Source organism: Paenibacillus riograndensis SBR5 (assembly GCF_000981585.1).
GTDB lineage: Bacteria > Bacillota > Bacilli > Paenibacillales > Paenibacillaceae > Paenibacillus_AQ > Paenibacillus_AQ riograndensis.
The window spans coordinates 6986559-7001707 of the sequence record NZ_LN831776.1 but is presented as its reverse complement, the minus strand read 5'-3'; the positions used below and the strand labels follow the sequence as shown (position 1 = coordinate 7001707).

General features: G+C 56.1%; 8 protein-coding genes. 6 read left to right on the top strand and 2 right to left on the bottom strand.

The features are described from left to right. Positions 1 to 579: 579 nt before the first annotated feature. Together PRIO_RS29410 and PRIO_RS29405 are read right to left on the bottom strand one after the other, a co-directional pair. The gene (locus tag PRIO_RS29410; RefSeq protein ID WP_020429532.1) at positions 580 to 1860 is read right to left on the bottom strand and encodes a glycoside hydrolase family 125 protein; all 1281 of its coding nucleotides are present in this window, start codon (positions 1858 to 1860) and stop codon (positions 580 to 582) included. 24 nt (positions 1861 to 1884) lie between these two features. Next, positions 1885 to 4644 (bottom strand): alpha-mannosidase, encoded by a 2760-nt coding sequence (locus PRIO_RS29405; protein ID WP_046505817.1) that lies wholly within the window; start codon positions 4642 to 4644, stop codon positions 1885 to 1887. Positions 4645 to 4999: 355 nt separating this feature from the next. Here PRIO_RS29405 and PRIO_RS29400 point away from each other — a divergent pair, with 355 nt between their 5' ends. The 6 genes from PRIO_RS29400 to PRIO_RS29375 are packed head-to-tail and all read left to right on the top strand — an operon-like array spanning position 5000 to position 15129. Further along, the gene (locus PRIO_RS29400; RefSeq protein WP_020429535.1) at positions 5000 to 5914 is read left to right on the top strand and encodes an ABC transporter permease; all 915 of its coding nucleotides are present in this window, start codon (positions 5000 to 5002) and stop codon (positions 5912 to 5914) included. Between the two features lie 16 nt (positions 5915 to 5930). After that, positions 5931 to 6842: a carbohydrate ABC transporter permease gene (locus tag PRIO_RS29395; protein ID WP_020429536.1), complete on the top strand. Its 912-nt coding sequence runs from the start codon at positions 5931 to 5933 to the stop codon at positions 6840 to 6842. Between the two features lie 38 nt (positions 6843 to 6880). Continuing rightward, positions 6881 to 8512, top strand: coding sequence for an extracellular solute-binding protein (locus tag PRIO_RS29390; protein ID WP_020429537.1), 1632 nt, complete (start codon positions 6881 to 6883; stop codon positions 8510 to 8512). A 33-nt stretch (positions 8513 to 8545) separates the two neighbouring features. Next, positions 8546 to 10849, top strand: coding sequence for a glycoside hydrolase family 3 N-terminal domain-containing protein (locus PRIO_RS29385; RefSeq protein ID WP_020429538.1), 2304 nt, complete (start codon positions 8546 to 8548; stop codon positions 10847 to 10849). Between the two features lie 3 nt (positions 10850 to 10852). Then, the gene (locus PRIO_RS29380) at positions 10853 to 14110 is read left to right on the top strand and encodes an alpha-mannosidase (protein ID WP_020429539.1); all 3258 of its coding nucleotides are present in this window, start codon (positions 10853 to 10855) and stop codon (positions 14108 to 14110) included. Positions 14111 to 14112: 2 nt separating this feature from the next. After that, positions 14113 to 15129, top strand: coding sequence for a glycoside hydrolase family 130 protein (locus PRIO_RS29375; RefSeq protein WP_020429540.1), 1017 nt, complete (start codon positions 14113 to 14115; stop codon positions 15127 to 15129). Positions 15130 to 15149: the final 20 nt, after the last annotated feature.

Sequence of the window (15149 nt, the reverse complement as noted above, 5' to 3'; positions counted from 1 at the left end):
GCGGGGAAGCGGGATGGAGCGATTTAAGTTTACTTTTTCCACTTGGATTAGTTACTAGCCTAGTCGGGAGAAATGTGAGAGGAAATGTTGCGCCTGGCTAGGCGGCTTGCCCGAAAACAACGGCAGAAATACCGTTGTTGAAGCAGCGAAGGCGAACTTGTTCAAAGGATTTATATGTTTCACGCCGCAAATCATCCTTCTAATTCGCGCAGAAACGGTACCGTCCTTTTACAGGACGGTACCGTTTCTGCTTACTGTGCGGAAGATGTTACCCTGATTGCGACAACACGGCAGAATCCTGCACAATGAGCAACAATATTCGTTCTAATCGGGCTATGTTGGACTATGTTGGCTATGTTGGCGAGAATCCTGCACAATGAGCAACATTTCAAGCACTGTAGGCTTTGCAGCTAAGTGTGATGCCGCGTAACCGTCAGGGTGATTTTGTGTGCTTCTACTTTGCCAATAGATGCACTGCCAATAGATGCTCTGCCAATAGATACTTTGTCAATTTATGCTCTGCCAATTCTTGACCGCAGCATTGCCGGCAGTTCCCTTGTTCTTGGCAGACCATGGCCTCTAGACCAGCCCCTTCTCCATGGCCCTGCTGATCAGCGTGGCGAACAGGCTGTTGGACCAGGCGAACCACTCGCGCGAGAAGTCGGAGGGATCGTCCGGGTGGAAGCCTTCGTGCATATACCCGGTACCCGCATCGGTACGGATGAGCATGTCGATCAGCTCTTTCATTTCTTCATCATTGTCGGCCGTCAGCGCCTGCATGGACAGCGCCATATGCCACACATAACCTCCCGGCGTATGCGGGCTGCCGATTCCCTTGGCATGCTTGCCTTCGAAATAGAAGGGGTTGTCAAAGCTGAGGGCAAACCGGCGGGTATTCTGATAGACGGCATCCTCCACACCCACATAACCAATATAAGGAATGGACAGCAGCCCCGGAGTGCCGGCATCGTCCATCAGCGAATAATTGCCGTAGCCGTCCGTTTCATAGGCATAAATTTTGCCGTATTTCGGATGGTTCACGATTCCGTACGTACGGATGCCGAAGTCGATCTCCTTGCGCAGTTGTGCGGCTTGTGCCGCAAGCCGTTCATCGTGGTATACCTCGCTTGCGATCTCCCGGATATACCCCAGGATCACCACAGCGAACATATTCGAAGGGATGTTGTAGCCGAATTCGCAGCTGTCATCGCTTGGACGGAATCCCGACCAGCTCAAACCGGTATAGTTGACGGGCATGCCGCGCCCGTTATTGTACAAAGTCTCCGTATCCTGAAGCGTCTGGCGTATAAAATGGTACGGGGATTTCTCCCCGTGCTGCTGCTCCGTGCGGATCACATTCACGATGGAGGTCAGCGCCTGATAGCAGGCGGCATCGAAGATATCTGTTTGCTCCGCTTCCTTCCAGTACATATAAGCCAGCTGCACAACGAAGCAGAGGGAGTCCAGTTCATATTTGCGCTCCCACATCCACGGATTCAGATTGCAGTCATCGGTGTCCCGGTAGTGCTTGCCGCTTGCCGTTTCATTGAAGGCATTGGTGTACGGATCAATGTTGACATAGAACATCTGCCGGGCGATCAGGCCGCGGAGGATGCGCTGGAGTTCAGGGTCATTTTTGGCAAAAGGAATATAGTGGCGCACCTGCTCGGTGGAATCACGCAGCCACATGGCCGGGATATCGCCCGTGAATACGAAGGTGGTGCCGTCGTCAAGCAGCTTGGTTGTGGTCTCCAGCGTATTCGGAAAACAGTTGCGGAACAACTGTTGCAGTTTCGGATGATGGGCGAGCCGTTCGTCGGCTTCACTCAGATATTGGGTAATGGAAGCTGGCAGGTTCATAGTCAAACTCCTCCTGAACATAATTTAAGGTTGGGGGTGAAGCGGATTTAACGCGCAGGTGACGATTTGGGCCGGGCCCACAGCCTTGCGAAGCATCCCTTCTTCTAATTGCTCCGGTGGCTTGCGCCGCTCCAGAATATCACTGGCATATACAGCCTCCACGGGAAAATGGGCCTTCAGCGTAAATTCCTGCTCCTTGTGCGCCAGATTGTACCACCGCAGGATAATGTCTTCATGGGCCGCCGACATTTTGAACGCAGAGAGGGCCAGCGTGCGGCCTTGCCACTCCAGCGGCTGATATACCGCAGGTAATGAACCCTGCTGCCAGCCGGTCTGGACGGCGAACCAAGGGGTTTGATATTGATAAGCCCAGGCAAAAGCCTCGGACTGGACAGCATCTCCGGCATGGGGACAAAGGGCGAATTCTACCGTATGCTCACCCAGGCACTGGGCTTCGGGCGTGGGGAACACACCCCAGTCTCCCAGCTCTGACACGCTGCGCAGCAAAGTTATGGCAATCGTGTTTTTTCCATCGCGCAGCACCTCATATTCATTCAGTCCTTTGTTGGCTACCGTGAAGCCTGTCATGCCATCCGACACACTGACAAAAGCCTGCTGGTGCTGGGCGTTGCTCGGATTGATCCAATCCGGAGCCGGATTGATATCGCGTTCTGCCGCTTCAAAGACAGAGTCGACCAGATGGGTGGCCGCAGCAAGTCCGGTAGGAAAAAGGACGCGCAGCCTGTGGTCCTTGGCCTGGTTATTGAAGGCGGCAGTGACCTGTACGCCTTGCCCGCCAGCCTCCAGGCTGACCCGGGTCACGATCCGCAGCGGTGCCTGCTCAGAGGAACGCCCGGCCTTGCGCTGCCGGAACGGAACCATTTTCCGCTTCTCCTCCTCGAACGAAGCCTCGGCAGAAGCCGGGATTTCCCATTCATGCACAATTTCGTACGTAATGCGGTAGGCTTCGTGCTCGACAAGCGAGATGCGGGCAGGCACACCCCGTGTCGTCAGCGGGACATCGCCCTCCGGCTGGCGGAACACATATTCATTGCCGATATCGCCGTAGTCTTCATAGATGCCCTGTGCTTCATATACCCGGCCGGTGCGCTTATCCGTCACATCATAGGAGCCGTCCTCCCGGATATGAACGGCAAGGAAGTTGTTGGCCATGCCGGACTCCGTGAGCGTCAGCGGACTGGCGGGAGCCCCGGCGGACTCACCCGGCGGCTGTATCCACGCGTAGGTCTTGTAGCCGAGCGGCGGCACCTGTGCGGCTTCAAAGGTCAGGCGGAGTGTGCGGGCCATGTATGGCCTGCGGAACTGGTCGTCCGGCAGCTCGTACCCGAAGCGGGTACCCATATCCTCCGCACGGCAGGCAAGGACTTGTCCGTCTGCATCCACCAGCCGGCCGCTGTCCAGCGCAAGCGGCAATTGGTCCAGTGCTTCGGCAATTGCCGCAGGATTCGGCCCCTCCTTGAAATAACGCTTGGCGGCGATCACTTCCACGCTTACCGTCCCGGTGCGGTCCCAGCCTGTCGTGTTGAAGACGGTTACGGGAATGCCGGATGCTCCCCAGCAAGCCACGCCGGATGTTCCGATTTGTCCGGAAATGGCTTTCAGGCTTTCCTCTATAATGGCTTCGCCCACATGCCGGCTCTTCTCAAAGCGCCCGGTCATTTCCCGGTGGACCTCGTCGACGCTGCATCCGCAGATACTGTCATGCGGATGGTTCTGCATCAGGGTCTTCCAGGCATAGTTCAGCAACTGGTGGGGGTAGGCCTGTCCGCTGGCCAGATAAGCCAGCGTGGCCAGAGGCTCGGCCCCTTTTTCCAGCAGTGTCTGTCCCCGCTGATTCATCTGCTTCAGGTAGATACGGGCGGAAGCGGTGTTGACCAGCGTCCCCCAGCCATCTGTATGCTGGCTGCGCAGTTCACCGTTTACAATCACGAGATTGGCTGGCAGCGAGGGCTTAAGCGCCTCCAAATATTGTTCAAAACTGGAGTGGACAAAATCCACATCCGGGTACAGCGCCTTGGCGGTTTCCAGGGCATCTGAGAGATTACGCTGCACAGGCTGATGATCGCAGCCGTTCATGAACAGCAGCTCAGGCGTGGACGCATATTTGCCGGCATCGGCAAGCTTTTTGTCCCAGAACACTTTGGCTTCCTCCGGTCCGGCCGGGACTTCGTTGCCGTTGCTGTACCAGTTGGCAAATAGCAGCCCAAGTACGCGTGAGCCGTCGGGGGACTCCCAGAACATTTCGGAATAAGGCGATTCATAGCTTGCGCTGTTCAGCTCGCCTACCATGTTGTCAAAGCCTGTCGGCTTTACACCGCGTCCGAACACCGCAGTCTCAATATCCGCCTGCCGGAGCAGCTGGGGGGCCTGTCCCATATTGCCAAAAGAATCCGGGAAATAGCCCAGCTTCGAGATCACTCCATACTTCGCGGCATCCTGATGGCCGGTCAGCAGATTGCGCACATTGGCCTCTGAACTGGTCAGGAATTCATCCTGCAGCACATACCAGGGACCGATGACAATCCGTCCTTCGCGGATGAAGCGCTCCAGAATTTCTTTTTTCTCAGGGTGAATCTGAAGATAGTCTTCAATGATAATGGTCTGTCCGTCCAGATGGAAATAACGATAATGCTCGTCCTTTTCCAGGGTCTCCAGGAGTTCATTCATCAGCTTGGCCAGCAGCACATGATGACGCTCATAAGGCATGTACCATTCCCGGTCCCAATGCGTGTGGGAGATCAGGTGAGCGGTTGTACGGGTCATGACAGAAACCTCCTAATCGTCAGTCAATCATTTAGTCAGGCATTCGTAGCAAATGTTTGCATACCTGCCCCGTGACGACAATATGTAACTTTTGCAGACGCAGAAGCGGTTCATAATTCACACATTTCCGCTGCGGCGGCATCAGGAGGCAACGCAGAAAAAGAAGGGCGGCAATAGCTGATACAGCGCGGTTTTGCCTTCCGTTAACATGACAATGCAGATCCTACATATTTACGGTGTGAACTTTGGTTCTCTACACTTTGTCATGTAAGCGTTAGCAGGAGTTGCATGTGGAGATGCGAAGCAGCTAAACGGCTTAATGTCATGACTAACCAACATAGAAAGGAGTGGAACAATGAAAGGGAATAAGACCCTCGGCAAAAGGATCTGGCAAAACTGGGAGCTCTACCTGTTCATGGCTCCGGCATTACTGTATTTCCTCATCTTTCATTACGGCCCGATGTACGGCATCCAGATCGCTTTTAAGAACTTTGTGCCTTCCAAAGGAATCACGGGCAGCTCGTGGGTTGGGTTTGACCATTTTGAACGGTTTTTTAATTCCTATTTTTTCTGGGATCTGCTGTGGAACACCTTCAGCATCAGCTTCTATGAATTGGCGGTCGGATTTCCTTTGCCGATTATTCTGGCGCTGGCCTTCAACGAAGTCCGGAACGGCCCTTTCAAAAAGTCAGTCCAGACGGTTACCTATGCGCCGCATTTCATTTCTGTAGTCGTTATGGCGGGGATGATCATTACCTTTTTATCGCCCTCCAGCGGAATGATTGTCAGGGTCATCGAGTTCCTGGGCTTTCAGCCTGCGGAATTTCTGACCGATCCGGCCTGGTTCAAAACCGTGTATGTCTTCTCGGGTGTCTGGCAGAGTACAGGGTGGGGGACCATTATTTACCTGGCGGCACTGTCAGGCGTGGATCCCCAGCTGCATGAAGCGGCCATCGTGGACGGGGCGAGCCGGCTCAAACGGGTGCTGCATATCAATCTGCCGACGATTGTGCCCACCATTACGATTATGCTGATTTTGAATATGGGCAATATTCTGGGGCTGGGCTTTGAGAAAATTCTGCTGCTGCAGAACTCGCTCAATATGGAGGCGTCTGATGTGATTTCCACCTATGTATACCGCGCCGGTCTGGTCAACGCCCAGTACAGCTTTTCGACGGCTGTCGGTTTGTTCAACTCGGTAGTCAACGTTATTCTGCTGGTTACCGTCAACAGGATTGCCAAACGCACCAGTGAGAACAGCCTCTGGTAGAAAGGAGTTGAAGTCTTTGGTTACTGCCATGAAAGAATCCAGGGGAGACAAGCTGTTTCTGATCAGCACCTATGTCTACCTGTGCCTTGCGCTGGTGGTTGTCGTCTATCCGCTGGTCTATATTCTCAGCGCTTCGATCAGCTCGCCGCAGGACGTCAATTCGGGAGCCATGTGGCTGTTCCCCAAGAATGTGACACTGGACGGTTATAAGCTTGTTTTTGAGAATCCGAAGATATGGAATGGTTATTTGAACACAATTATTTACACGGTGCTGGGAACTCTGCTTAATCTGGCGGTCACCCTGCCGGCCTCGTATGCGCTCAGCAGATCGGATTTTGTCGGGCGCCAGCTGTTCATGGCCTTCATTCTGTTCACGATGTTCTTCAGCGGAGGACTGGTGCCGACTTATCTGCTGGTCAAGAACCTGGGCCTTATCAACAGCATGGGTGCTTTGATTCTGCCTGTTGCCGCTTCGGTCTGGAATATCGTCGTGGCCCGCACCTTTTTTCAGACGACCATCCCGAAGGAGCTCCAGGAAGCGGCGCATATTGACGGCTGTACCAATCTGAAGCTGTTTATCCGCATTATTCTGCCGCTGTCGGCACCGATTGTGGCTGTAATGGCTCTATTCTATGGCGTAGGCCACTGGAACAGTTATTTTCCATCCCTGATCTATCTCAATGACGAAGCCAAGTATCCGCTGCAGATGGTTCTGCGCCAGATTCTTGTCCTTCAGGAAATGTCGGCTGAGACTACAGGTGCCGCGATTAACGGCGAAGTGGCCATGGCCATGAACTCGAAGGCGGAGACAGCATCGCTGATCAAATATGGAGTCATTGTCGTCTCTACACTGCCCATTGTGGCTGTCTATCCGTTTTTGCAGCGTTACTTTGTCCAAGGGGTCATGATTGGCTCTGTAAAAGGGTAAGCGGTTAAAATGTAATGATAATAAGGGAGGAATCATCTATGCAAAAGACCACACGCAAACCATGGAAGCTGCTGCTGTCCGGGACCATGATCCTGACACTGCTGGCAGGCTGCGGCTCATCCAATGAGGGGGAAGCGAACAGCGGTACCGGCAACGGCAAAGGCAACGGCAACATCACAGTGAACAAGGAAGGCTTCCCGATTGTTACTGAGCCGGTTACATTGACGATGATGGCACCGGATGTGGGGATTCAGAACTGGGAGAACATGCCTGTGCTTCAGCAGATGCAGGAGATGACCGGCATTACGCTGGAATACCAGAATGCGCCGAAAGACAGCTTCGAGACCAAGAAGAATCTGGTGTTTGCCAGCGGGGATTACCCGGATATTTTTTATGCTGCCGGGCTGACGACTGCCGAGCAGATGAATTATGGGGAGCAGGGCATTCTGATTCCGCTGGAGGATCTGATCGATGAATATGCCCCGAACTTCAAAGCACTGCTGGAGGATAACCCCGATGTCCGCAAATCGATCACTGCCCCGGACGGGCATATCTACTCTTTGCCGGTGGTAGAACTCAGCCAGCACTGGTACCGTAACCCGATGTGGTACAACGGGGATTTCCTGAAAGCGCTCAATATCGACAAGCTGCCTGAAACGACGGAAGAGCTGTACACCTACCTGAAGCGGGTCAAGGAGGAAGATCCAAACGGCAATGGCGTTGCGGACGAAATTCCGATTTCTTCTGTTACGACGGCCGCTGCGAACCTGCGCGATATCCGCACGTGGCTGCTGGGCGCCTTCGGCATTTATGAAGAAGAAATCTATGTAGATGATGCCGACAAAGTACACTATACGCCGCTTGAGGAAGGCTACAAGGAGTATCTGACCTACATGAACCGTTTGTGGTCCGAGGAACTGCTGGATCATGAGAGCTTCTCCCAGACAGCGGAGCAGAAGAAGGCCAAGGCGCAGAACAACCGCGTCGCCCTGTTCTCCGACTGGCATGCTTATATGACCAAAGGCGGAGAGCAGTCAACCGCAGATCCGATGTTTGCGCCAGTGAGAAGCGAATCGGTCGCCGCACCGGCGATTGCCAAGAACAGAGGGATTACAACCGGCGCCTTCGCCATTACGGAGAGCAATCCGCAGCCGGAGGCCTCCATGCGGTGGGTAGATTATCTCTACTCCTACGAAGGTGCGCTGTTCTTCAATAAAGGGCCGGAGGGGACGCTCTGGGAATACACGGATAAAGAGAACCGGGTCAAGCAGTACCTGCCTGTGCCGGACGGTAAGGAAATGGAAGACTTCCGGGCCACCTTGACACCGAACTATGGCATCCCGGCTCCAACCCTGTCCATGGATGATATTAACAAAGGGCTGAAAACAGACTTCGACCTCTGGGTGGAGCAGGAGACCAAGCAGAAGCTTCTGGACAAAGGCGCACGGATTCCATTCCCGGCCTTGTTCCTTACCGTGGAAGAGCAGACCGAAATCAGCAGTCTGAATTCGGATCTGAGCACGTATGTGAAGCAGATGGAGGCAAAATTCATCACCGGTGCCGAGCCGCTTACGGGCTGGGATAATTATGTGGCGACCGTCAAAAAAATGGGCGGAGAGCGTGTAGCCGAAATCAACCAGGCCGCCTATGACCGCTGGAAATCCAACTAAGACATGCCATGTTAGCAGAAAGGTGCTGTAGAAATGATCTATAAGGATAAGACATGCTCTGTGGAAGATCGGGTACGGGATCTGCTGCCGCGCATGACACTTGCGGAGAAGGCTGGACAATTAGTCCAGCCTTTCGGGTGGCAGTGCTATGAGAAGCGCCCGGACGGAACTGCCGGCATGACGGAAGCCTTCAAACGCCGGATCGCCAGCGGCGGCGTGGGTTCGCTGTATGGAACCCTGCGCGCAGACCCCTGGACGGGCGTGACGCTGGACACCGGGCTGTCTCCGAAGGAAGGGGCAGAGACAGTCAACGCCATTCAGGCTTATGCCATGAAGGAGAGCCGCCTGGGGATTCCTATCCTGTTCGGGGAGGAATGCTCGCACGGGCATATGGCTATCGGCGCTACTGTATTTCCCGTACCGCTGGCTCTGGGCAGTATGTGGAACCCTGAATTGTACCGGGAAATGTGCCGGGCTGTTGCACTGGAGACCCGCAGTCAAGGCGGAGCGGCGACTTATTCGCCGGTGCTGGATGTGGTGCGTGATCCCCGCTGGGGAAGAACGGAGGAGACTTTTGGCGAAGACCCGTTTCTCATCGCCGCCATGGGTGTAGAAGCGGTGAAAGGACTGCAGGGGGAACGGCTCGATGGGGAGGATTCCGTTATGGCCACCCTGAAGCATTTTGCTGCCTATGGCAGCTCGGAAGGGGGACGGAATTCCGCGCCCGTGCATATGGGGCTTCGCGAGCTGCATGAGGTGGACCTCCTGCCCTTCCGCAAAGCGGTGGAGGCTGGAGCGTTATCCATTATGACCGCCTATAACGAGATTGACGGGGTTCCCTGCACCACCAACCGTTATCTGCTCCAGGATGTGCTGAGAGAGCAATGGGGTTTTGAAGGCTTCGTCATCACGGATTGTGGAGCGCTGGGGATGCTGACAAGCGGGCATAACACGGCGGACAGCGGTGAGGCTGCGGTAGCCCAGGCGCTGCTGGCCGGCATCGATATGGAGATGTCGGGGGAAATGTTCGAGAAGCATCTGTCCGCCGCCATCAGCCATGGGCGGCTGAAGGCATCCGACCTGGACCGGGCAGCCGCCCGTATTCTGGAGCTGAAGTTCAAGCTGGGGCTGTTCGACCGTCCCTATGCTGATCCAGAGCGGGCTGGGCAGGTGATTGGCCGGCCGGAGCACCGCGCGCTGGCCCGCCGCATCGCAGGGGAAAGCATCGTGATGCTGAAGAATGAGGCTGATACGCTCCCGCTCAGCAAGAATATTAGGCGGGTCGCGGTTATTGGGCCTAATGCGGATGCGCCATACAATCTGCTCGGCGACTATACCTCACCGCAGCCCAAAGGGGCTGTTGTCACCGTACTTGACGGCATCCGCAGTGCCCTGGGCGGCAACCCGGACAGAGTGCTGTATGCGCCGGGCTGCCGGATTAAGGGCGATTCCCGGGAAGGCTTCCCGCATGCGCTTGCCTGCGCAGCCGAGGCGGATGCCGTCGTCATGGCGATAGGCGGCTCCAGTGCCAGGGATTTTGGCGAAGGCACCATTGATCTGCTCACCGGTGCCTCGGTGGTGACGGAACATTCATGGAGCGACATGGAATGCGGCGAGGGGATCGACCGTTCCACGCTGAACCTCATGGGCGTGCAGCTTGAACTGGTGCAGGAGATCCGCAAGCTGGGCAAGCCGCTGATCGTGGTCTATATCAACGGCCGCCCGATTGCCGAGCCATGGATTGCGGAGCATGCCGATGCCATCCTGGAAGCCTGGTACCCCGGACAGGAGGGCGGACATGCTATCGCCGATATTCTGTTCGGCGAGGTGAACCCTTCCGGGCGCCTGACCATCAGCATTCCCAAGCATGTGGGCCAGCTTCCCGTGTATTACTACAAGCGGCGGACGAGAGGCAAACGCTATTTGGAGTCGGATTTTAATGCCGAGTACCCTTTCGGCTACGGCCTCAGCTTCAGTGAATTCCGATACAGCAACCTGAGAGTGCAGCCTGCCGTCATTCCTGCGGATGGCGAAGCGCTTGTATCCGTTGAGGTCACCAACACGGGAACCCGGGCGGGAAGCGAGGTTGTCCAGTTATATATTTCAGATCTGGCATCCATGATTACACGTCCCGAGAAGCAGCTTAAGGGCTTCCGCAAGATCCGCCTGGAGCCGGGGAATACGCAGACGGTGACGTTCAGCGTTGGCCGGGAACAGCTGGAATACGTGTCCGCAGACCTGACCCGTATCGTGGAGGAAGGGGAGTTTACCCTTATGGTGGGGCCCCACTCCGAAGAATATTTGACCGCGCCGCTCCATGTCCGGGAGGAGGGCTAAGCCATGAAGCGTATAAACCGCTTTATCGACTGGCTTGCAGAGAGACAGTGGACTGAACGGATAGAGCTTACGGAATGGAAACTGCGCAAATCCCGTTATCTCGCTCCGGGCGTATACGAGCACGAAGAAGAGCTTCATCCGGATTACAAGATTTCACGGCTGGATGGCGGCTACGGCACCACGTATTTCCTTCAGCGGCAGGTTGCGGTCCCTGAAGGCTGGGCGCCGGAAGAGACTGCACTGCTCTATATCGGGCGCGGGGAAGGGCTCCTAAGCATTAATGGCGCGCCTTATCATGGCCTGGACAGCAATCACTGGTTCATCTCGCTGCCCCCCGGCAGTACCGGGGGTGAGCTTACGCTGGACATCGAGCTCTATGATCCGGTGCCCGAGCCGGAGGACCCGTTGAACCGCCAGGCGGTGATCAAGCCGCCGCTGGAGGGGGTCACCATTTCGCTGGTGCGTGTTCATCTTCCCGTATACAGCCTGCTGCATACTGTGAAGACGGCACACGAAGCAGCTCTGCTGCTGCCTGAGGGCGATATGCGCCGCATACGTACCCTGCAGGCGCTGGAGCAGGCCATGGATGCTCTCTATATGAAGGGGCATCTGCTGTACAGCGGCGATGCCGCCGCCGGGGTTGAAGAGAGGCTGCGTGCGGCGGTGTCTATGGAACGGTCTGCGGGGACATCCGAAGGGATCATGCATATGGTCGGGCAATCCCATATTGATATTGCCTGGCTGTGGCCGATTCGGGAAACGGTGCGCAAGGTCAGCCGCACCTTCTCAACGGTCTGCGCATTGATGGACAAATACCCGGATTTCCGCTACTCCCAGAGCCAGCCCCAGCTGTATGCTTACGCGAAGGCGTATTATCCCGGACTGTATGAGCGGATCAAAGCCCGGATTGCCGAAGGGCGGTGGGAGCTGGTCGGAGGGATGTGGGTGGAGCCGGATCTGAACATCCCCGGCGGGGAATCGCTGGTGCGGCAGATGCTGTATGGACAAGGCTTCTATATGCAGGAATTCGGCAAGCGGTCCACGGTTGAATGGCTGCCCGATACCTTCGGCTATTGCGCGTCCCTGCCACAGCTGCTGAAGCAGGCCGGAATTGATTATTTCATGACCACCAAGCTGGGCTGGAATGATACCAACCCCTTCCCGCATACACTGTTCCACTGGGTGGGCATTGACGGAACGAAGATCGTAGCCTATCAGAATCATGGGGTGAACGAGCATACCCGACCGAAGGATGTCCAGGAGCACTGGCAGTCCAATGCCCAGAAGGACCGGCATAATGAACTGATGCTGCTCTATGGACACGGTGACGGCGGGGGCGGCGTCACTCATGAAATGCTGGAGTATGTAGCCCGAACGGACCTGATGCCAGGCCAGCCGGTCAGCGGGTTCTCTACGGCGGAGGCTTTTTTCTCAGAGATTGGTGCCCGCCAGCCGGAGCTTCCCAAGTGGTATGGGGATCTCTATCTGGAGCTTCACCGTGGAACCTTCACAACACATGCCTACAATAAGCGGAGTAACCGTAAGGCAGAGATTTTGTACCGCCAGGCTGAAATCTGGAGTGTGCTGGCGGAACAGGCGGGCCTTCTGGAACAGGCGGAGGCGAAGCCGAAACTTGACGGTGGCTGGAAGCTGATGCTGCTCAATCAGTTCCACGATATTATCCCCGGTACGTCGATTTCTGAAGTCTACACTACGTCACGGGAGCAATACGCCGAGGTTTTCAGCCTGGGCCGGCAGGTGCTGGAGACGTCTCTCCATGCCCTGGCAAGCAAGGTGGATACTTCGGGTGCCGGCCGTCCTTACGTGGCCTTCAACAGTCTGGGCTGGGAGCGGACGGAGCTGATCCGGCTTGAGGGGGACTGCAGCCTGGCTGCGGTGCAGGCCTTTGATGAAGAGGGCCGGCTGGACAGCGAATGCTGGAGCATGGAAGGAGACAGCGGCAGATATACGCTGGTTGTGCGCGTCCGCAAGGTCCCTGCCTTTGGCTGCCGGGTATTCTGGCTGCGGGAAGCTGCGGAACGAGGGAGGGGACAAGCCCCGATACCGGCCCCGGTACCAGCACTTGCACAAGCGCAGGCCCCAACTCCGCCGATCACGCCGGAACAGGCTCTGCTGGAATCGTCCGAAGGCGCAGCCGGACCGGTCAACGGGCTGGCCGGGATCAGCGCCGGAGACGCTTTTCCGGACCTGTGGGAGACGGAATATTATATTCTTCAGTTCAATGAAGACGGGGAAATCAGCCGCTGGTATGACAAAAGCGCCGGACGGGAGCTGCTTCCGCCCGGTCAGACCGGCAATCAGCTGCGATATTACCATGATACGCCTCCCCTATGGGATGCCTGGGATCTGGACCCGCGTTATGAGCAGCAGCCTGCGGGCCGGGCGGAGCTGCTGGAGCGGAAGGTCCTTGTCAGCGGACCTGTGCTGACGGTGCTGAAATTCCGCTGGCAATTGAACCAGTCGCTGATTGAACAGGAAATCATCCTGCCCCGGCACAGCCGCCGGGTAGATTTCCAGACCCGAGTCAGCTGGAAAGAGGAGCATAAGCTGCTAAAGGCCGCTTTTCCGGTGGATATTGTGGCTGCCAAGGCCACATATGAAATTCCGTTCGGGGCGCTGGAGCGTCCGACCCACCGCAATACCAGCTGGGAGCAGGCCCAATTCGAGGTCTGCGGCCACCGCTGGGCAGATCTGTCCGAGAGCGGCTATGGTGCAAGTCTGCTGAATGACTGCAAATACGGCTATGACATTCATGACGGAGTCATGCGGCTGTCACTGCTGCGCTCACCCCGTTGGCCGGACCGGCAGGCAGACCGGGGTGAGCATGTGTTTACGTACTCCCTGTACCCGCATACCGGGGATTGGCGGCAGGCACAGGTTGTACGGGCAGCGGCAGAGCTGAATGAACCTCTGCTGGCGGTCAGCGAGGACCCTCATCCCGGCAGGTATCCAAGCACTTATGCCTGGCTGGGATTGCAGAGCGGGCCGGTGGTGCTTGATACCATCAAGAACGCGGAGGACGGCAGCGGGATCATTGTAAGGCTCTACGAATCCACAGGGGGTAGAGGTACAGCCACACTAAATTGGCAGACCGCGGATATCGGAGCCTGCCGGGTAAATCTGCTGGAGTGCGGGACGGAACCCCTGGATACTGCCGGGGGAGCGCTAACCCTTTCTTTTAAACCTTATGAGGTCCAGACGGTCAAACTATACCGCGAACATCATTCGCAGGAGGAGTAGATATGAAAATCACAAGACATAAGAGCAACCCGATCGTCGTCCCGGGCGGTTATGAATGGCGCAAGGTTACGGTCTTCAATCCTGCAGTTATTATCGACAACGGGAAATTCTATATGATCGAACGCACTGCCGGTTCCCTGACTCCATGCAAGAACTTTCTGGGCCTGCTGGAGAGCGAGGATGGCGTGAACTTCACCCATGTGAAGGATGAGCCGATTGTGACGCCGGATATGCTGGGATTTCCTTACGGCAGTGTGCAGGACCCGCGGATTGTCAAAATCGACGGAACCTTCTATCTGAACTACGCCCTGCGGCCCTGCGCCATGAGCTATTATCCGACCGGGGCAGGCGTCCCGGAGCGCTCCATTCCAACATACCCGGATGGCTGGGGAGAAGAGGAAGGCCATTGGCTGACCCGGTCCTCCATTCTGAAGTCGGATAACCTGCTGGATTGGGAGTTCGTGGCGGACACAACACCGCTGGATATCAACGACCGGGACAATATTCTGTTCCCTGAGAAAATAGGCGGCAAATTCGTGCTGCTGCGCCGCCCGGAGGAATACGTGGGGGAAGCCTACGGGACCGAAAAGGCTGCCATGTGGATTACGTATTCTGAGGACCTCATTCACTGGGAAGAACCGAAGCTGCTTGCTACCGCCGGGAATCTGTCCTGGGAGTCGCGGAAGATCGGAGGCTCGGCACCGCCGGTGCGCACGGACAAGGGGTGGCTGGTGCTCTACCACGGCGTCGATGAGAACATCGTCTACCGCGTAGGGGCGATGCTGCTGGATTTGGAGCAGCCGGAGAAAATTATTGCCCGGACGCATAATTTCATTATGGAGCCGGAAACATACTACGAGAAATTTGGTTTTCAGATTCCCAATGTGATCTTTCCGACCGGCAATGTGGTCAAGGACGGGCTGCTCTACATCTATTACGGGGTAACGGATACGGCGATTGCGTTGGCGACGGTTCCCCTGGATGAACTGGTAGAGCATATCCTGCAGGAAGCGCAATAAGCAGGGCTGAGGCTTATGCC